Here is an 18401-nt window from a genome sequence, read left to right as displayed (position 1 = left end):
AGACGCTTTCATGGCAAAAAGGCATGCCTGCGGCTAATTCACGATGCCGTCCGCGCGTGTTGGATCGGAACGCAATGTGTCGATTTCATAGATCGTGCGCATGACGGTGAGCCGCGCCGTGAGCGTCGTCAGCAGTGCGATGACGATCATCGTCGCGAAGATGCCGAGATAGCCGAGGACACCGACCGAAAAAGTACCGAAGAGGGCCGTTGCCTGATCGGTTTCTGGCGTGGCCAGTGTCTTGCTCTGCAAGAAGCCGGCGCCGGCGAAAAAGAGGGCGGCCAGTGCACTGCCGATTGCCGAACCCTTGAGGCTGATCTTCAGGAAATGCTTCTGGAATTCCGTTGCGACGAAGGAGCTCTCGGCACCGACGAAATGCAACACTTCGACGATGTGGCGGTTGCCCGAGAGCACGCCGCGCGTGGCAAAGACCACCGTCAGCACCATGGCGGCAAAAACAAGCAGCAGGATGCCAGTACCGATCATGACCGTGGTGCGAGCCATCGCTACCAGCCGGTCGACCCAGGTGCGGTGATCGTCGAGGAAGGCTTGCGGAACGCTTTCCTTCAGGAGATCCCGCATTGCCGCAAAGTCGGGCGGATGGTTCTCGTCGATGGTGATGATCACCAGTCGCGGCACGGGGAGTTCCCTGATGTCGAGGCCGCTGCCGAGCCAGGGCTCCAGAAGGCGCGCGGTGGCGGCTTCATCGACGATCTGCCCACTCTTCGTGCCGACGAAGGTCAGCGCGATATCGCGGGCTTGAACGAGAGTTTTTTCCATATCCAGATTGTCGTCTGGCTTGATCTGAATGGTGATTTCGCGGGAGATCTGGCTTTCCCAGCTCGCTGCCGTCGAGCGAACCATGCTGACGCCCCCGAGCGTCAGGCAGGCGAGGAAAGCCATGATGGCGATGACGACCATCAGCGCATTGCCTTGAATGTTTGATGGCGGCAGGATCGGCGCCGTCGGGCGCACGCGCATCTCCGGGCGCTTGGGCTGCTGGGCAGGAGCAGCGGCGGGCGTTTTTGCTCGGGTCCTGGTCGGCGTTTTAGTCATAAATATCGAGATGCCCTTCCGAGAGGATCATGCGGCGGGCTTCTACCTGGTCCATCAGCGAGAGATCGTGAGTGGCGATCACCACGGCGGTGCCCAGACGATTGAGTTCCATGAAAAGGTTCAGCAGGCGCTTGGCCATAGGCGGATCGACATTGCCGGTCGGCTCGTCGGCAAGCAACACTTCCGGTCGATCCATCAATGCGCGGGCGATTGCAGCGCGCTGTTTCTCGCCACCTGAGAGCACGGGCGGCAGCACGTTGATGCGTTCGCCGAGACCGACCCATTTCAAAAGTTCCAGCACGTCAGTCTTGTAAGTACTTTCATCCTTGCCGCGCACGCGAAGCGGCAGGGCCACATTTTCATAGGTCGTCAGATGGTCGAGAAGACGAAAATCCTGAAAGACAAGGCCAACGCGGCGACGCAGCAGCGGCAGTTCAGGACGCGGGATTTCGGAGATGTCGCGTCCGAACATGCGGATCAGGCCGCGGGTCGGCTGCAGTGACATGAAGAGCAGGCGCAGAAGCGTCGTCTTTCCGGCGCCGGAGGGGCCAGTCAGAAACTGAAACGACTTTTTCGGGATGTCGAAGGTCAGGTCCCGGAGGATTTCCGGACCCATACCATATCGCAAACCGACATTCTCGAAGTGGATCAACGGGCAGCTCAGTCTTTCGTGGTTTCACCGCATGACTTGTTAACCAACACCGTTAACAGCCGGTAAATTTTGCCGGAAAGACGCCCGTTTGATGGCGATCTTTGCGAAGCATTAACCATTTAAATTTACGACTGGGCTGGATTCGTTTCAATGCCAAGATTGTCTCAGGCAGTGAAACCATGTGGACATCCGAGAGGCCGCCACCATGGAAGCATCCTTCTTCAGACGACAGGCCGCAGGCCGGGCCTATGATTTTCTGCCGCCGGAGCCTGTTATCCGCCAACCCCGCCGCATGCCGCGCAGGGATGACGTTGCCGATGCCGAATTCATTGTCGTCGGCAAAGTGCGGCAGCAAGGTGCATCTGTCAGAGCCCGTGATGCGACCCATAACGACAATCGCCGTCACGTCCCATCCAAGGCTCGGCCTCCAATCTTGCTTGCCACCGCTGCCGCAGTCGTGCGCGGTATGGAGGTCTGGCTGCAACGGGCGTCGCGACCGGGCTTTGCGGCACTGGTGATCTCGCTCTTCGTACTGGTCTTCGGATTTGCCGGCGGATTTTCCGGTCTTTCGAACAGCGGAGCGTCGCCCGCTGCTGCACTCCACTTCTCACATGTGACGATTACCCCGCGCGACGCCAACGGCATGCGCATTCTGCTGATCAATGGCATCATTGAGAACGCAAGCGGTGTGACACAACAGGTCAAACCGATCCGTGCCGACCTCGTCGCAGACGAGCGGCTGACTGCCAGCATCGTCATTGAGCCGCCGACGGACGCCATCTATGCCGGGCAGAGCCGGGGTTTTTCGACCCGCGTGCAGCATGCCGGCGGCAAGCTGCCGGAGGTCCGGCTTTCCTTCATGCCGTGATCGCCGGCAGGCGCTTTTAGCCTGATTGAGAGGAAAACCTTTCCTTGCGGGGTGTGTCGCCGAAATTAATGTGCTAACGGCTTACCCTTCATTTTATGGAGCAAGCCTTTATGCCTGTCGTGCGCGGAAAAAACATCGAGCCGCTCTTCACCGCCGAGCAGATAGCCGAGCGCAATCACTCCATGGCGCAGGAGATCGCCGCCGGTCCAACGAAGGACCTCCTGGTCATCGCTATACTCAAGGGTTCTTTCATTTTCGCAGCCGATCTGCTGCGCGCCCTGCACGATACCGGCCTTGCTCCCGAAGTCGAATTCGTCACGCTCTCGAGCTATGGCACCGGTACGGTGTCGCAGGGGGTGCGTATCGTGAAGGATATCGACAGTGACGTGAAGGATCGTGACGTCCTGCTGATCGACGATATACTCGAATCCGGCCGCACGCTGCTGTTCGCCAAGGAACTACTCTATGAGCGTGGGGCGCGCAACGTCACCATCGCCGTGCTGCTAGACAAGAGTGTGAAGCGCAAGGAAAAGCTGGAAGCTGATTATGTCGGTTTCGAGTGCCCTGACTATTTCGTCGTCGGTTACGGCATGGATGTCGCTTATGCCTTCCGCGAGCTGCCCTTTGTCGGCGTGGTTACCGGCGACGCGTAAGCGTCCTCCTTCAAGACGGCTTGTTAACCATTCCGTCGATCGGCCTGATATGTTTACCGATCGCTAGGGAACCGCATGCGATCTCCGTCGCGGGGCATGACGACGGAGCAATGCACAGATGGCAAAAATTCTGATCACGGAAGACGAAGATTCCCTTCGTATTTTCGTAGCCCGGGCACTACGCCTTGACGGTCATGAGACCGATGAAGCCGCCGATGGGGCGGAAGGGCTGGAAAAGCTGAAGGGCGGCAGTTACGATCTGCTGCTCTCCGATATTCGCATGCCGGTCATGGACGGCATCGAACTTGCGCATCAGGCTAAGGACGCCTTTCCCGCGCTGAAAATCCTGCTGATGACGGGTTATGCCGAGCAGCGCGAACGGGCCGACGATCTCGCCGAAAAGATCATCGATGTCGTGCCGAAGCCGTTCGCCCTGCCTGACATCCGCAAGGCCGTAGCGCGGGCGCTGGTGGCTTAACATTTTGTGGGGTGGGCGTGCTTTAAGGCACGCCAACAGCTCCCACATCTTCAAGCATCACTGAATATCCAGCAGACGCTCGAGATATTGACGTTCGATCGCCTGGGTCGGATTGTTGCCTAGCTTTTCGCGAATAGCGTCGAGAATCTCTCGGGCACGCTGAACATCGATCTCGTCGGGTATCTTCACATCGTTGTTCATATCCGGCCCGAGATCGGTCTGGCGGGGGCGGCCGAGCGGATCGCGGCCGTTCTGGTTGCCTTGGCCGAGCTGGCCGTTCGGACCCTGCTGTCCTTGTTGACCTTGCTGCGCCTGCATCATCTGGCTCATCATGTCACGGGCGCCTTGCCGCAGGGCTTCAAGCGCCCGTCCCTGGCCTTCCACGGCGCTGCTGCCGTTGCCTTGGCCGAGGTCACGACCGGCGCCTTCCATTTCGCGCTGCGCCTGACCGAAGCCTTCGCCCGGCTTCATACCCATATCGCCAAGGCCCTTCTGCAGTTCCTGCAACTGCTTGCCGAGCGCATCCTGCTGGGTACGGAGTTGTTTTAACGCTTCGCGCAGTTGCTCGGCCGACATCTGGTCACCGGGCTGCTGGCCTTGCTGCTGCTGTTGACCCTGCTGCTGTTGCTGCTGGCCTTCCTCGTCGGGCATCATGTCGTCCATGTTGGGATCGCCGCGCTGCATGCGGTCGCGTAACCGCTGGTCGAGGCGGAAGGTCTCATCCATCAGCTTCTGCTGGTCGCGCAGGATTTGGCCGAGTTTATTCATCTGCTGAGTCAGCTGGCTGTTTTCCTGCTGCTGACCGCGCTGCGGGCGCGCCGTCTGCAGGTTGTTCATCAGACGCTGCAGATCGGAGAGCATCTGCTGGGCGGCATCGCGATTGCCAGAACGTGCCAGATTTTCAATCTGGTCCATCATGCGCTGCAAATCCTGCTGGCGCAGGAAATTCTGGGCATTCTGGTTCGGCTGCATCGGCATGTTTTGCAGGCGCTGGGCGAGCTCGCTCATATAGTCCTGCATCGCTTTCCGAAGCTCGTCCATCAGCTTCTTGATTTCGGCGTCTGGCGCATTGCGGTTCAGCGCGTCGGCAAGGTTCTGCTGGGCGTCGCGCAGCCGCCGTTCGGCAAGCGAAAGATCGCCTTCCTCGATTCCAAGCGCGATGTCCCAGAGATATTGAGCCGTATCCTTGAGCTGCTCATCACCCTTGGCGAGCTTCATGCGGGTCAGTGCGGACTCGATCAGCAGGTAATGGGTGGTGTTCGGGATCGTCTCCTCGGGCCGGATCGTCAGGGCTTCGTTGAGGGCGATCGCCTCGGGCATCTTGCGGGTATCGAGAGCGAAGGTCTGGCGCTCTTCGGCGACGGCGGCAGCCAGCGGCTCGCTAAACGGACGCGACGGCATGATCATCTCATAGGGCGGGCTGCGACCGGTCTGCCCGGCGGCATCCTTGGCGACGAGGGTGATGCGCACGCGTTTGCCGGCCAGCGGGTGTTCGGTCAGGTTCTTGCTGGTCAAGCCCTTGCCGTCACGTGCATTGCGGCGGGGAATGTCCAGCCGGAATTCCGGCAGCGGAAAGAGCGGTGTTGCAGACGGATCGGATTCGACCGGCCCGATCTCGGCACGGGCTTCCTGCACGCCGTAATCGTCCTTCACCATAAAGCCGATTTCCAGCGCGCCGTTGACAGTGCGGCGCGGCATGCCGTCGAAGCCGATTTCCGGCGCCTTGTCGGGCAGCACGTCGAAATTCCAGGTGCGGCCGTTTGCCTGCAGCGCGCCATTTTCCTCGAGCTTCATGACGTGCGTCTGCGCCATCAACTGAGGTGTAACTGGAGTACCCGACGCCTGTTCGGTATTGGCATTTGTGGCCGGCTGCTGCGGCCGGGTGTCTTCCTGAACGGCGATTTCCTGGCTTTCGCCATCGGCCTTTCTGAACAGCACCTTTTCGGTCGATTGGCCGCCACTGACGCGCACCGTCAGGCTGGAAAACTGCGGAACACTGATCGGCGCCTGCTCACTGCCGTCAGTCGTCAGATAGATCGGTGCGCGGCCGGTATAGGAGGGAGGGGTCACCCATGCATCGATACGCACGGCCGGATTGCTCGTTACGTGCGCGGGTGCAGGCTGGAATGCGTCGGCGACGGAGCCGCCGTTGATCGACAGCGAAAAACCGAATGCGGTGACGACCAGCAGCGCCGGAATGGCACGCAACGCGAAGCGGTCGTGTCGGGCGATATCGGGTCGCGGCAGGCCGGCGTCCAATGTCGCGATCTTCCGCGCCATGCGCGTCTGGTGTTCACGCCACAGGGTGCGGGAGAAGGGTGTATCGAAGGCGGGTTCATCCTCCTGCACCATGACTGGCTGATGCGGCAGGCCGTTGCGCTCTTCCAGCATGCGGTCGGCATCGACAATCCGCGGCCAGCGAAGATTGCGGAACGGCAGCAGAGAAACAAAGAAGCCGGCAGCAAAGGCGATCAGAAGGAGGACCCGCAGCCAGTCTGGTAGGATGCGGAAGAAGCCAAACCAGGAGACCGAAAGATAAATCGCGATGACGGAAAGAGCTGGCACCAGCGACGGAAGGACCTGCTCGGCGAAAAGCACGAGCCGGGCCAGGAAACGTTTTGCCGCCACCAGCCGCGCAAGAGAGGGTTGAAGCGCGAATGCGCCTTTCTTCTGCCTTGCGGGGCTTGTCATCAATCCGGTCTCCGCGATCTGGTGTTCAGGGAACAGAGGGCGCTTCCGGCGATTGCTGGGCAATACGCTCACGAAAGAAAAGGATAACACTCTTTGTGGCGAAGGCGAGGGCGAGCACCCGTCAATACCGGTATTTCGCGTGTGGTCGCCAAAAAGTGATTGCGGCTTTTAGTCCAGCCAGGCTGGAACGGAATCGAGACCGATCAGCTCCGAATAGGTACGGCGGGGGCGAACCACATGGAATTCATCACCCTTGACCAGGACTTCGGGCACCAGAAGGCGGCTATTATAGGTGCCTGCCTGAACTGCGCCATAGGCGCCGGCCGTGCCGACGGCGAGGAGATCGCCCGGCTTCGGGGTCGCCATTTCCCGGTCGAGCGCGAGGTAATCGCCGGTCTCGCAGACGGGGCCCACGATATCGGCGCGGATGCGCGGCGCGTTGGCGGCCGAAATCACCACGGGGCGGATCTCATGATAGGCCTCGTAGAGTGTCGGACGGATGAGGTCGTTCATCGCGCCGTCGACGATCACAAAGGTCTTCTCGCCGCCATCCTTCACATAGATGACCTCGGTCACCAGGATACCGGCATTGCCGACGATCAGCCGGCCCGGCTCGGTAATGATCTTGCAGTTCAGAGCGCGAAGCTGGTTCTTGACAACAGCGGCATAGGCATCCGGCAAGGGCGGCGGGTTGTTATCGTCCTTATAGGGAATGCCGAGACCGCCGCCGATATCGACGTGGTGGATATTGTGGCCATCGGCGCGCAGCGTGTTGACCAGATCGTGCAATAGCTTGAAGGCGTCATCGAAGGGCTGCAGCTCAGTGATCTGGCTGCCGATATGCATGTCGATGCCGGTTACTTCGATGCCGGGCAGGCTGGCGGCGCGGGCATAGATGGCCCGGGCGCGCTCCCAGGAGATGCCGAACTTGTTTTCCTTCTTGCCCGTCGAAATCTTCGCATGGGTGCGGGCATCGACATCGGGATTGATGCGGAAGGAAACGGGCGCTTGTTTGCCGGCGCGCACGGCACGCTGGTTCAGCACTTCGAGTTCCGGTTCGGATTCGACATTGAAGCAGTAGATGCCGGCTTCCAGCGCGTAATCCATCTCATTCGGCGTCTTGCCGACGCCGGAGAACATGATGCGATCGGCGGGAATTCCGGCCGCAAGCGCGCGGCGCAGCTCGCCTTCGGAAACCACATCGATGCCGGCGCCGAGCCGGCCGAGCGTCTTCAGTACGGCCTGGTTCGAATTGGCCTTCATCGCATAGCAGACCATGGAGTCGACATCGCCGAAAGCCTCGGAGAAAACCCGGTAATGGCGCTCGAGCGTTGCTGTCGAATAGACATAAAAGGGCGTACCGACCGCTTTGGCGATCTCGGGAACGGGAACGTTCTCGGCGTAGAGAATGCCGTCGCGGTGCTGGAAATGGTTCACGGGAGTCGGGCCTTAAAGAAGGGGATCGAGGAGGAAAGGCTTATCGACGGTACCGGGCTGTTTCGTCGGCTTGGAGATATCGCCGCCCTTCGAGGCGTTCGCGCTCGGCGGATCGAGATCACCTTTGCGGCCGCATCCGGCAACGGCAAGGCCGATGACGGCAAAAACCACCGTAAGGCGGATGAAATGCGGCAAGCTCGTCTGCATGGAGATCCTCATATCGGCACTGGCTGGCATCTTCATAGCGAAGTTTATCAGCCTTGTGCACCCTGATTGTTGAAGCTTCGTGCTGTGCGCATTCCGGACGAACCGTTTTCCGCTCCGCCGGGAAATGCGTTAGTTACGGGTGCGCCAATAGGCGATCTGCTTCCTCACTTCGGACGGTGCCGTACCTCCGAAGCTTTTGCGGCTGGCGACCGAAGCTTCGACCGTCAGCACGTCGTAGACCTTGTCGGTGATGGCGGGATTGATTGCCTGCAAATCGGCGAGCGGAAGCTCCGAGAGATCGCAGCCCTTGCTTTCGGCAAGTGCAACGGCGCGGCCGGTAACATGGTGGGCGTCGCGGAAGGGAAGGCCCGCCTCACGCACCAGCCAGTCGGCGAGATCCGTCGCGGTCGAATAACCGGATCCGGCAGCCGCTTTCATTCTGATCGTGTTGATCGTCATGTCGCGCACCATGCCAGTCATGGCGGCAATCGCGAGTTCCAGGCTTTCGGCGGCGTCGAAGACCTGTTCCTTGTCTTCCTGCATGTCCTTGGAATAGGCAAGCGGCAGGCCCTTCATGATCGTCAGCAAGGCGATAAGCGAGCCGTTGATACGACCGGTCTTGGCGCGCACCAGCTCGGCCGCATCCGGGTTCTTCTTCTGCGGCATGATCGAGGAGCCGGTTGAGAAGGCGTCGGAGAGGCGCACGAAGCCGAATTGCGGCGTCGACCAGATGACGATTTCCTCGGCAAGGCGCGACAGATGCACGGCGCAGATAGCGGCAATTGCCAGGAATTCGATGGCGAAGTCACGATCGGAGACCGTATCGATCGAGTTGCGGGTCGGTTCGCGGAAGCCGAGGGCCTTGGCCGTCATGTGGCGGTCGATCGCGTAGCCGGTGCCGGCAAGTGCCGCCGCACCGATCGGGCTCTCATCCAGATGTTCGATCGCGTGGCGAACGCGGGAGCGGTCGCGGCCGAACATTTCCACATAGGCCATGCAATGGTGGCCGAAGGTCACCGGCTGGGCTGTCTGCAAATGCGTGAAGCCAGGCATGACGCTGTCTGCATGTTCCTCGGCGCGATCGAGGAAGGCTGCGATCAAATCGGTCAGCATGGCCTCGGTTTTTTGCAATTCTTCCTTCACCCAGAGGCGAAAGTCGAGCGCCACCTGGTCATTGCGCGAACGGGCCGTGTGAAGGCGGCCGGCCGCTGGGCCGATCAGGGTCGCAAGCCGGGCCTCGACGTTCATGTGAATGTCTTCGAGCTGACGCGAAAATTCGAAATTGCCGCTTTCGATTTCTGACAGGATCGTGTTTAGCCCGTGAACGATCTTGTCCTTATCGTCGGCGGAAATAATGCCCTGATGGGCGAGCATCGTCGCGTGGGCGATCGATCCGCGGATATCCTGGGCAAACAGCTTCTTGTCGAAACCGATCGAGGCATTTATCTCCTCCATGATCGCATCGGGGCCGGAGGCGAAACGTCCGCCCCACATCTGGTTGGAGGATTTGGTGTCCGTGTTGTCCTCGGCCATGGAAGATGCCCGTCCTGGAGAATGAAATGACGACGAAAAAACCCTTCGGCCTGCCGTCCGTGAAACTGATCGCAATCGCTGCCGTTGCTGGCATCGTTGCCGGTGCGGCAGCGGTATACGTGAAGGAGGCGGGCATTGGCAATGGTATCGGCGATACGGCCTCGGCCGAATGCCCGCTGACGAAGGAACATGCTGCCAACCTGACGCCGCTCATGAAGGGTCAGGTCGCCGCGATGGTCGCCGCCAACCAGCCGAAAAAACTCGAGACGGTGGCCTTCAACGGTCCCGACGGCAAGCCGATGACGCTCGATCATTTCGCCGGCAAGACCGTGCTTCTCAATCTCTGGGCCACATGGTGCGTGCCCTGTCGCGAGGAGATGCCGGCGCTGAATGCGCTTGAAAAGGAGATGGGCAGCGACAAGTTCCAGGTCGTGCCCGTCAATATCGACACCGGTGACGATGAAAAGCCGAAGGCGTTTCTCAGCGAAATCGGTGTGGATGCTTTGCAGCTCTACCGTGACAATACGATCGGTGTTTTCAATAGCCTGAAAAAGGAAGGACTTGCCTTCGGTCTTCCGGTCACGCTGCTGCTCGATGACAAGGGTTGCCTGATCTCGGCGATGAATGGACCGGCCGCCTGGGACAGCGAAGACGCCAAGGCACTGATCAAGGGCGCAGTCGGATCATAAATGATCGTCAGGGATCGCCGGCGCCGCGAATGAAGAAGACGCCGGCAAGCCCGATGAGGACGCAGCACTGCAGCAGAAACATCGGCAATTCGCTCGACATGATATTTCCTTCCGTTCACGGCAAGGAAAGCATTTCGCGGGCGCTTGTTCCATTCGCCCGTTCGGGCGATGGCCCGGCTTAGCGGGTCGGAACAGGTGTCTCGCCGCGATAGTCGTAGAAGCCGCGGCCGGATTTGCGGCCGAGCCAGCCGGCTTCGACATATTTCACCAGCAGCGGGCAAGGGCGGTATTTGCTGTCGGCGAGGCCGTCATGCAGAACCTGCATGATCGACAGGCAGGTATCGAGGCCAATAAAATCGGCAAGCTGCAGCGGCCCCATCGGATGGTTGGCGCCGAGCTTCATGGCGGTGTCGATGGCATCGACCGTGCCGACGCCTTCGTACAGCGTATAGATCGCTTCGTTGATCATCGGCAGCAGGATGCGGTTGACGATGAAGGCTGGGAAATCTTCAGCCACCGTCACCGTCTTTTCCAGCGATGCGACGAATTCCCTGGCGGCAGAGAAAGTCGCTTCCTCGGTCGCAATGCCGCGCACCAGCTCCACGAGCTTCATGACCGGAACCGGGTTCATGAAGTGGATGCCCATGAAGCGCTCGGGGCGGTCCGTTGCGGCCGCAAGACGCGTGATCGACAACGAGGAGGTGTTGGTGGCAAGGATCGCTTCCGGCTTCAATACCGGACAGACCTGCGCGTAAATCCTGCGCTTGACGCTTTCATCCTCGGTCGCCGCCTCGATCAGAAGATCGGAGGGGGCAAGATCGTTGACATCGGCTGAGCCGGTGATCCGCGCAAGCGCTGCGCTGCGCTCTTCATCGGTCATCTTGCCGTTCGTCACCTGGCGCGCAAAATTACCGTTGATGGTGGCAAGGCCGGACTCGATACGATCCTGCGACAGATCGTAGATGTGAACCTTGTATCCTGCGGCGGCCGAAACATGCGCGATGCCGCAGCCCATCTGGCCCGCACCGATGATACCAATATTCTTCAACACCGCACTCATCTCCACCCCCGCCCGGCATACGCCCCGCGCTGCCGGTATTCTTATATGAAATTGCCGGACGAAAGATCGCCCGGCAAAAGTAGTAGACCGATAGAAGACAATTTTCCAGTCATTCGCAAGTGCGAAAAGAAGGCATTGTGCCCGATCAGAGGGCTTTTTCGAGTTCCGGCAGGACGTCGAAGAGATCGGCGACAAGTCCATAGTCGGCAATCTGGAAGATCGGAGCTTCCTCGTCCTTGTTGATCGCGACGATGACCTTGGAGTCCTTCATGCCGGCGAGATGCTGGATTGCACCGGAGATGCCGCAGGCGATGTAGAGCTGCGGGGCAACGACCTTGCCGGTCTGGCCGACCTGCCAGTCGTTAGGGGCGTAACCGGCATCGACGGCGGCACGCGAGGCGCCGACGGCTGCACCGAGCTTGTCGGCGACCGGCAGAATGACTTCCTTGAACTTTTCCGCCGAACCGAGCGCACGACCGCCGGAAATGATGATCTTGGCGGAGGTCAGTTCCGGACGCTCGGATGCCGACAGCGCGTCGGATACGAAGTTCGAAAGGCCCGGATCGGAAACGGCCGGGATTGCATCGACGGCAGCCGAACCGCCCTCGCCAGCAGAGGCGAAGGAGGCGGTACGTACTGTGATGACCTTCTTGGTGTCGGTCGCCTGCACCGTCTGGATCGCATTGCCGGCATAGATCGGACGCTTGAATGTATCGGCCGAGACAACCTCGATGATTTCGGAGATCTGGGCGACATCGAGGAGAGCGGCGACGCGCGGCATGACATTCTTGCCGGTCGAGGTCGCCGCGGCGATGATCGTGTCATAGCTGCCGGCCAGCGAAATGATCAGGTCGGCGAGCGGCTCGGCGAGGTTGTTGGCGAGTTCGTCGCTCTCGGCGAGCAATACTTTGGAAACGCCGGAAAGCTTCGCAGCCGCGTCCGCAGCTGTCTTCGCGCCTTTGCCGGCAACGAGAACGTGAACATCTCCGCCGATCTGTGCGGCGGCCGTCAGGGCCTTGGCGGTCTGGTCGGAAAGGGTTGCGTTGTCGTGGTCAGCCAGAAGAAGAATGGCCATGGTCGTAATTCCTTTCTCGAACCTTAGAGGACGCCGGCTTCGTTCTTGAGCTTGTCGACAAGCTCGGCGACCGACTTCACCTTCACGCCCGCCTTGCGCCCGGACGGTTCTTCCGTCTTCAGCACCTTAAGGCGCGGCGCAGTGGAAACGCCGAAATCGGCAGGGGTCTTCTTGTCGAGCGGCTTCTTCTTCGCCTTCATGATGTTCGGCAGCGTGGCGTAGCGCGGCTCGTTCAAACGCAGGTCGGTCGTGACGACGGCTGGAAGCTTGACCTTGATCGTCTGCAGGCCGCCGTCGATCTCGCGGGTGACAGTGGCGCTGTCGCCCTCGATCGCGATCTTGGAGGCAAAGGTCGCCTGTGCGGAGCCGAGGAGGGCTGCCAGCATCTGGCCGGTCTGATTGGAATCGTCATCGATCGCCTGCTTGCCGACGATAACAAGGCCCGGCTTTTCGGCGTCTGCAATACCCTTGAGGATCTTTGCCACAGTGAGCGGCTCGACGGCGTCATCAGTCTCAACGAGAATGGCGCGGTCGGCGCCCATGGCGAGCGCGGTGCGTAAAGTTTCCTCTGCCTTGGCCGGGCCGATCGAGACGACGACCACTTCCTCGGCCTTGCCGGCTTCCTTCAGGCGAAGGGCTTCCTCGACCGAAATCTCGTCGAACGGGTTCATCGACATCTTGACGTTGGCAAGGTCGACGCCCGAGCCATCCGGCTTGACGCGGATCTTCACGTTGTAATCGACAACGCGCTTGACTGGGACGAGAATTTTCATGGGGTCCTTCCTTCGAACAGAGATGGGCCTTCAACAGGGACGTCTGGGAAAATGCGCGCTCGGGCGCCGCTCCGATTGTCGAATGGCGACATGGATACGCGTTTTTCCTCCAAATACAACGCTTCCGTGACGCAGCCGGTCGATTTGAATGGCAATATATTAACGTTTACGTTCACGTCAATATCAAAGCTTATCTCGACCCCAGGGCAGGCGCGGCGGCACAGGCATGCCCGAGGCGGTGACACGAATGGGAGTTGGCCGATCCTTGACGGCGCGCGGCATGATGATCTGCCGGTCGAATAGCGGCACGCCCGGCCGGCGCAGGATGAGAATGAGCAGGGTACCCGCGATGATTCCGCCGACATGTGCGCCCCACGAGACGTTACCATCAGGATCGACCAACAGCATGAAAAACTGCTGACCGACCCAGAACAGGAGCGGGATGAAGGCCGGCAGCGGTAGTGGCACGCGGAAGAAGACCAGCACCCAGACCCGCACGCGCGGATGCAGCATCAAATAGGCCGCCACCACGCCGGAGATTGCGCCCGATGCACCGACAAGGGGCGCTTCCGACGTCGTCGACAGCAGGCCGTGGCAAAGGGCACCGGCGGCAGCGCAGGCGAGGTAGAAGACGAGGAAACGCAAATGTCCCATTGCATCCTCGACATTATCGCCGAAGACCCAGAGGAAGATCATGTTGCCGGCAAGATGCCAGAAGCTCGTATGGATGAAGGAATAGGTGATGTAGGTAGCGGCTTCCGGCACCATCTCCAGTCCCGGCGCCAGCATGGCATGGCCGAAGATGATAGCCGGGATATAGCCGAGGCCGACGGTTGCCGCCTGTGCGATTTGATCGCTTTCGACTGCCGTGAAGATCCAGGCGGCTATATTTACCGCCATCAGGCCGAGCGTGACCCACTGAACCCTAATGTGTTTCAGCGTATTGGCATCGTGCAGTGGTATGAACATGAAGGCCCGCCCCCAGCGATCGTGGCGTTGCGAACCTACCTGTTTTTCCCGGGAACCCAAAGCACATCTGCCTTGCCACCATTATTTGCATGACGGGCAGCAACGAACAGGAAATCGGAAAGGCGGTTCACATACTGGAGGGCCGCGGCACTTACCATTTCTCCGTCGCTTCTGGCGAGCGCCACCATCAGCCGTTCGGCCCGGCGCGCGATCGTGCGGGCGAGGTGCAGGTGGGCGGCCGCAGCGCTGCCGCCAGGCAAAACGAATGATTTCAGTGGCTGCAGCTCCGCATTCAGACTGTCGATATCCTGCTCCAGCCGTGTGACCTGGCTTTTGATGATGCGCAGCGGTTCGTAGGCCGGCGGCTCAGCTGTTTCAGGCGTGGCGAGATCGGCGCCGAGATCGAAGAGGTCGTTCTGGATCAGCGCCAGCATGGCTTCGAGTTCGCCCAGGTCTGCCGTATGCAGCCTTGCGACGCCGATTGCCGAATTGGTTTCGTCGATGGTTCCGTAGGCCTCGACGCGCAGGTCGTGTTTGGCGCGGCGCGGACCGGAGACCAGCGCGGTCGTGCCGTCGTCGCCGGTTCTGGTGTAGATTTTGTTGAGTTTTACCATCGCCGGCTCGCAGATCAGCTCGGGCGTCCGCCGCCGGTCAGCCAGAGCGTCAGCATAATGAGGATGACGGCGATCGCCTGCAGCAGCACGCGCAGCTGCATCAGTTTGTTGGAAAGGTTCGCATCGCCACCCTTCATCATGTTGAACAGGCCGCGGATCAGCACGAGGGCGACGAGGCCCATGACGATGATCGCGATGACGTAGGTGACTGTGGACATGGCAGTCTCTTTTCTTTTTCAGTCCGTCCAGCGCATCAGGCGGTAGAAGAGATTGGCCGGAAGCAGTCTCTTCAACAATATGCCCTGTTTAGCCGGAGTGGTTACGGGATAATGTGGCTTCGGATTTCTCGAGTTCAATGCATGCGTCAATACCGCATAGACCGCCTCGGGGCCAAGCTTGTGGCGGTTGACCGGGCCCGAGCCTTCAAGGCGGGCAAGCTGCCGGCGGTACTCGACCGCGTGCGGCGAGTTTTCGAGGTCGATATGCTCCTTGAACTTCGTCAGGGCGTTGGCCGTAAAGCGCGTGGCGATCGGCCCCGGTTCGATCAGGCTCACATGAATGCCGCTTCCCTGCAGCTCCATGCGCAGGGTGATGCTCAGGCCTTCGAGCGCGAATTTCGAGGCGGTATAGGCGCCGCGATAGCGGTAGGGCACGAGGCCCAGGATTGAGGAACATTGCACGATGCGGCCTTGGCCGCGCTGGCGCATGAAGGGAATGACCTGCCGCGTCACTTCGTGCCAGCCGAAGAAGTTTGCTTCGAACTGGTCGCGCAATGCCTGTGTCGGGAGATCCTCAACCGCGCCCGGCTGTCCATAGGCGCCATTGTTGAACAGCGCATCGATCCTGTCGCCGCTGCGCTCACAGACTGCCGCCACGAGTGCCGAAATCGTTTCGGGCTGAGTGTAGTCCATCAGAAAGGCTTCGATGCCGTCCGCTTCGAGGGCCTGCAGATCCTCCACCTTGCGTACCGTGGCGAAGACACGCCAACCATCCGCTTTCAGGGCGCGCACGCAATAGGCGCCGATGCCGGAAGAGCATCCGGTCACGACGATGGTGCGCTGGTCGGCCATTCAATGATTCCTGTACAAAATGGGACTCGTTTCCCATATTTGCCGGATGGATACAATTGGGAAGCCGAATGCCGAAATTCCTGCGCACGCTCTATGATGTGGTCTACGACGCCATCTGCCACCTCATTGACGATGATGGTTTTGCTATGGCAAGCCATGTGGCGCTTTCAAGCCTGCTCGCGGTCTTTCCTTTTTTGATCTTTGGCACGGCGCTCGCCAATTTCCTTGGCGCCGATCAATTCTCGAGTTATGCGATCCATTTTATCTTCGACACTTGGCCGCCGGCCATCGCCAAACCTCTTTCGGATCAACTCGTCGAGGTTCTGACAATTCCGCGTGGCGGTCTTCTTACCATCTCTGTGCTGGCGGCCGCCTATTTTGCCTCGAACGGGGTAGAGGCGCTGCGCATCTCGCTCAACCGTGCCTATCGAGTTCAGGAAACCAGGCCATGGTACCTGACACGCCTTTTCAGTCTCGGTTATGTCCTTGTCGCAGTCATTATTGTTGCGACCATCAGCATCCTGCTGGTTGCCGTTCCCGTCGGGCTCGATTATGCGCGCGATTGGCTGTTGCACAACGACACCCTCGAGCTGCTTCCGGAAATCATTAGGCAATGGCTGCCGACGGCTGTCGACACGCTCGAAATTGTCTTCGGTTGGCGAATTTACGGAACTTTAGTGCTGCTGACACTTGGCCTACTGGTCGTGCACCTCTGGCTACCCGCAGGCAAGCGCCGCGTCTTCGACGTTGTTCCCGGCGTACTTCTCACCTTGCTGCTCTGGCTCGCCGGTGCCTTGATCTTTGCCTATTATCTGGCGACCTTTGCCAATTACACTGCCACCTATGCCGGTCTAGCATCCGTGATGATCGTACTGATCTTCCTCTACATGGTGGGCGTCATCTTCATCGTCGGCGCGGAGATCAATGCAGCGCTCATGAAGTTCCGGGTGCTGCGCAATTTCTCGCGAACTTTCTCGGTGGTCGGACGTGACCACGCTGCTGGTTCAAAGTCCGACAAGACGGCGAATATCGGCAGCTGACAGCCCTTTGGCACGCAGTTCCGCAAGGCCGGTATCGCCCTCACTCTTTGAAAGCTTGCGGCCGTCTGCATCCACGACGAGGCGATGATGGTGGTAGACGGGCTGCGGCAGGTTGAGCAGGTTCTGCAGCAGCCTGTGCACCGAGGTGGCGTGGAAGAGGTCGAGGCCGCGCACGACATGGGTCACGCCCTGCAGCGCATCATCGATGACGACGGAGAGATGGTAGCTCGAGGGCGCATCCGAGCGTGATAGAACGACGTCGCCCCAGGCGGCGGGCTCGGCCAGGATTTCGCCCTTTCGTTCATCGCCGGTCTCCGTCCAGAACAGCGGTTCGCCGATCACATCCAATGCCCTGTTCATGTCGAGCCGCCATGCATGTTTGAGACCGGAGACCAGCATCGCATCGCGTTCTTCCTCGCTGCGGTCACGGTCGTCGGCTGGGTAGTGCGGCGTGCCGTCTGGATCGCGCGGCCAGGTTTCGTCCATTCTCTCATAGGCGGCGACGCGTGTTTTGACTTCACCGCGCGTTAGGAAGGAAGGATAAATCAGTCCGCGTTCGATCAGTGAATGAAGGGCCGCCTGATATTCGGAAAAATGTTCCTGCTGGCGACGGACCGGCTGTTCCCACTCAATGCCTAGCCATTCGAGATCGGTGTAGACGCCGGATTCGAATTCGGGTGTACAACGCGTCAGATCGATGTCTTCGATACGCAGCAGCAGCCGGCCGTCTGCGGCCTTGGCCATGTCATCGTTCAGGAAAGCCGACAGCGCGTGACCGAGATGCAGCGGCCCATTGGGGCTCGGCGCGAAACGGAAGACGGGTTTTTGACGCGGAGTCGTGATCATGCTTTCTTTTGGCATGGATTTGAAGCGATCGCGAGGCAAGGTGCGGGTCATCGTCAATGAAAAGGATATTGAAGAGGGGCTTGCCGCTCTTGTTGCTCTCGATCCACGGCTCGTAGCGATTGCCAGGGAAGCTGGTCCTGTTCCGCTCAGGCTGCGCGAGCCGGGCTTTGCCGGCCTTGCCCATATCATCGTTTCGCAGATGGTATCTCGCGCCAGCGCCGAGGCGATCTGGCGGCGGATGCAGCCGGCGAGCGGACTGCTGAGCGCGGAGACGTATCTCTTGTTTCATCCGGAGGCCTGGCGCGAATTCGGGCTTTCCCGTGCCAAGGCCGACGCGCTGACGCGGATTGCGCAAGCCGTCGCTTCCGGGCGAATCGATCTGCAAGGGCTGGTTCAAAAGCCACCTGCCGAAGCACTGGCAGAACTGACTGCGCAGAAGGGAATCGGGCCGTGGACGGCAGAAGTCTATTTGATGTTCTGCGGCGGGCATGCGGATGTTTTTCCAGCGGGTGACGTGGCGCTTCAGGCGGCGGTCGCTGCGGCATTCGGTCTCGCTGAACGCCCGCAAGCCAAGGTACTTGCAGGGCTTGCGGAAATCTGGTCGCCCTGGCGCTCAGTCGCAGCCCGGCTCTTCTGGGCTTATTACGCCGCAAAAATGCGTCGCGACGTGCTGCCGGTCGGCTAACGGAT

General features: G+C 60.1%; 20 protein-coding genes. 6 read left to right on the top strand and 14 right to left on the bottom strand.

Annotation, left to right across the window (positions count from 1 at the left end; genetic code table 11):
- Window positions 1-33: 33 nt before the first annotated feature.
- Together FHT92_RS19875 and ftsE are read right to left on the bottom strand one after the other, a co-directional pair.
- Complete coding sequence (locus tag FHT92_RS19875) at window positions 34-981, bottom strand: cell division protein FtsX (RefSeq protein ID WP_409527163.1); 948 nt, start codon at window positions 979-981, stop codon at window positions 34-36.
- A gap of 67 nt (window positions 982-1048) precedes the next feature.
- Window positions 1049-1708 carry a cell division ATP-binding protein FtsE gene (gene ftsE, locus FHT92_RS19870; protein ID WP_183749604.1) on the bottom strand — a complete coding sequence of 220 codons (660 nt, stop codon included), beginning with the start codon at window positions 1706-1708 and terminating at the stop codon, window positions 1049-1051.
- Between the two features lie 205 nt (window positions 1709-1913).
- Here ftsE and FHT92_RS19865 point away from each other — a divergent pair, with 205 nt between their 5' ends.
- The 3 genes from FHT92_RS19865 to FHT92_RS19855 all read left to right on the top strand — a co-directional run bounded on the left by FHT92_RS19865 (window position 1914) and on the right by FHT92_RS19855 (window position 3707).
- Complete coding sequence (locus tag FHT92_RS19865; protein ID WP_183828606.1) at window positions 1914-2576, top strand: hypothetical protein; 663 nt, start codon at window positions 1914-1916, stop codon at window positions 2574-2576.
- A 110-nt stretch (window positions 2577-2686) separates the two neighbouring features.
- Window positions 2687-3229 carry a hypoxanthine phosphoribosyltransferase gene (gene hpt, locus FHT92_RS19860; RefSeq protein WP_183749605.1) on the top strand — a complete coding sequence of 181 codons (543 nt, stop codon included), beginning with the start codon at window positions 2687-2689 and terminating at the stop codon, window positions 3227-3229.
- 118 nt (window positions 3230-3347) lie between these two features.
- The gene (locus FHT92_RS19855) at window positions 3348-3707 is read left to right on the top strand and encodes a response regulator (RefSeq protein WP_183749606.1); all 360 of its coding nucleotides are present in this window, start codon (window positions 3348-3350) and stop codon (window positions 3705-3707) included.
- Between the two features lie 57 nt (window positions 3708-3764).
- Here FHT92_RS19855 and FHT92_RS19850 read toward each other — a convergent pair whose 3' ends face one another.
- The 4 genes from FHT92_RS19850 to argH all read right to left on the bottom strand — a co-directional run bounded on the left by FHT92_RS19850 (window position 3765) and on the right by argH (window position 9575).
- A complete protein-coding gene (locus tag FHT92_RS19850; RefSeq protein ID WP_183828603.1) occupies window positions 3765-6398 on the bottom strand; it encodes a TIGR02302 family protein in 2634 nt (877 codons plus the stop codon).
- A gap of 168 nt (window positions 6399-6566) precedes the next feature.
- A complete protein-coding gene (lysA, locus tag FHT92_RS19845; RefSeq protein WP_183828600.1) occupies window positions 6567-7835 on the bottom strand; it encodes a diaminopimelate decarboxylase in 1269 nt (422 codons plus the stop codon).
- A 12-nt stretch (window positions 7836-7847) separates the two neighbouring features.
- Window positions 7848-8042 (bottom strand): LPS translocon maturation chaperone LptM, encoded by a 195-nt coding sequence (gene lptM, locus FHT92_RS19840; RefSeq protein ID WP_183749609.1) that lies wholly within the window; start codon window positions 8040-8042, stop codon window positions 7848-7850.
- A gap of 129 nt (window positions 8043-8171) precedes the next feature.
- The gene (gene argH / locus FHT92_RS19835) at window positions 8172-9575 is read right to left on the bottom strand and encodes an argininosuccinate lyase (protein ID WP_183828597.1); all 1404 of its coding nucleotides are present in this window, start codon (window positions 9573-9575) and stop codon (window positions 8172-8174) included.
- Window positions 9576-9601: 26 nt separating this feature from the next.
- On the opposite strand from argH, the gene tlpA reads away from it, so the two are divergent.
- Entirely contained in the window at window positions 9602-10264 is a 663-nt protein-coding gene (gene tlpA / locus FHT92_RS19830) for a thiol:disulfide interchange protein TlpA (protein ID WP_183828594.1), read from the top strand.
- 178 nt (window positions 10265-10442) lie between these two features.
- Here tlpA and FHT92_RS19825 read toward each other — a convergent pair whose 3' ends face one another.
- From FHT92_RS19825 to FHT92_RS19795, 7 genes are all read right to left on the bottom strand, one after another.
- The gene (locus FHT92_RS19825) at window positions 10443-11324 is read right to left on the bottom strand and encodes a 3-hydroxybutyryl-CoA dehydrogenase (protein WP_183749612.1); all 882 of its coding nucleotides are present in this window, start codon (window positions 11322-11324) and stop codon (window positions 10443-10445) included.
- A 145-nt stretch (window positions 11325-11469) separates the two neighbouring features.
- Window positions 11470-12399 carry an electron transfer flavoprotein subunit alpha/FixB family protein gene (locus FHT92_RS19820; RefSeq protein ID WP_183828592.1) on the bottom strand — a complete coding sequence of 310 codons (930 nt, stop codon included), beginning with the start codon at window positions 12397-12399 and terminating at the stop codon, window positions 11470-11472.
- A gap of 23 nt (window positions 12400-12422) precedes the next feature.
- Entirely contained in the window at window positions 12423-13172 is a 750-nt protein-coding gene (locus tag FHT92_RS19815; protein ID WP_183749614.1) for an electron transfer flavoprotein subunit beta/FixA family protein, read from the bottom strand.
- 183 nt (window positions 13173-13355) lie between these two features.
- Window positions 13356-14141: a rhomboid family intramembrane serine protease gene (locus FHT92_RS19810; RefSeq protein ID WP_183828589.1), complete on the bottom strand. Its 786-nt coding sequence runs from the start codon at window positions 14139-14141 to the stop codon at window positions 13356-13358.
- Between the two features lie 35 nt (window positions 14142-14176).
- Window positions 14177-14755 carry a cob(I)yrinic acid a,c-diamide adenosyltransferase gene (locus tag FHT92_RS19805; protein ID WP_183828586.1) on the bottom strand — a complete coding sequence of 193 codons (579 nt, stop codon included), beginning with the start codon at window positions 14753-14755 and terminating at the stop codon, window positions 14177-14179.
- A 14-nt stretch (window positions 14756-14769) separates the two neighbouring features.
- Entirely contained in the window at window positions 14770-14973 is a 204-nt protein-coding gene (locus FHT92_RS19800) for a twin transmembrane helix small protein (RefSeq protein ID WP_007825545.1), read from the bottom strand.
- Between the two features lie 18 nt (window positions 14974-14991).
- Window positions 14992-15825 carry an SDR family oxidoreductase gene (locus tag FHT92_RS19795; protein WP_183828583.1) on the bottom strand — a complete coding sequence of 278 codons (834 nt, stop codon included), beginning with the start codon at window positions 15823-15825 and terminating at the stop codon, window positions 14992-14994.
- Between the two features lie 68 nt (window positions 15826-15893).
- Between FHT92_RS19795 and FHT92_RS19790 the strand changes: the two genes are divergently transcribed.
- Window positions 15894-16865 carry a YihY/virulence factor BrkB family protein gene (locus FHT92_RS19790; RefSeq protein WP_183828580.1) on the top strand — a complete coding sequence of 324 codons (972 nt, stop codon included), beginning with the start codon at window positions 15894-15896 and terminating at the stop codon, window positions 16863-16865.
- Here the strand turns inward: FHT92_RS19790 and gluQRS are convergent.
- Complete coding sequence (gene gluQRS / locus FHT92_RS19785) at window positions 16830-17711, bottom strand: tRNA glutamyl-Q(34) synthetase GluQRS (protein WP_183828578.1); 882 nt, start codon at window positions 17709-17711, stop codon at window positions 16830-16832. The two genes, FHT92_RS19790 and gluQRS, sit on opposite strands and share 36 nt — an antisense overlap.
- On the opposite strand from gluQRS, the gene FHT92_RS19780 reads away from it, so the two are divergent.
- A complete protein-coding gene (locus FHT92_RS19780) occupies window positions 17710-18396 on the top strand; it encodes a DNA-3-methyladenine glycosylase (RefSeq protein ID WP_183749620.1) in 687 nt (228 codons plus the stop codon). The two genes, gluQRS and FHT92_RS19780, sit on opposite strands and share 2 nt — an antisense overlap.
- The last annotated feature ends 5 nt before the right edge of the window (window positions 18397-18401 follow it).

It is taken from the genome of Rhizobium sp. BK377, assembly GCF_014193935.1.
In the GTDB taxonomy this organism is placed as follows: Bacteria; Pseudomonadota; Alphaproteobacteria; order Rhizobiales; family Rhizobiaceae; genus Rhizobium.
Note: the sequence above shows the minus strand (reverse complement) of the source record. Positions and strands in the feature narration are given on the sequence as shown.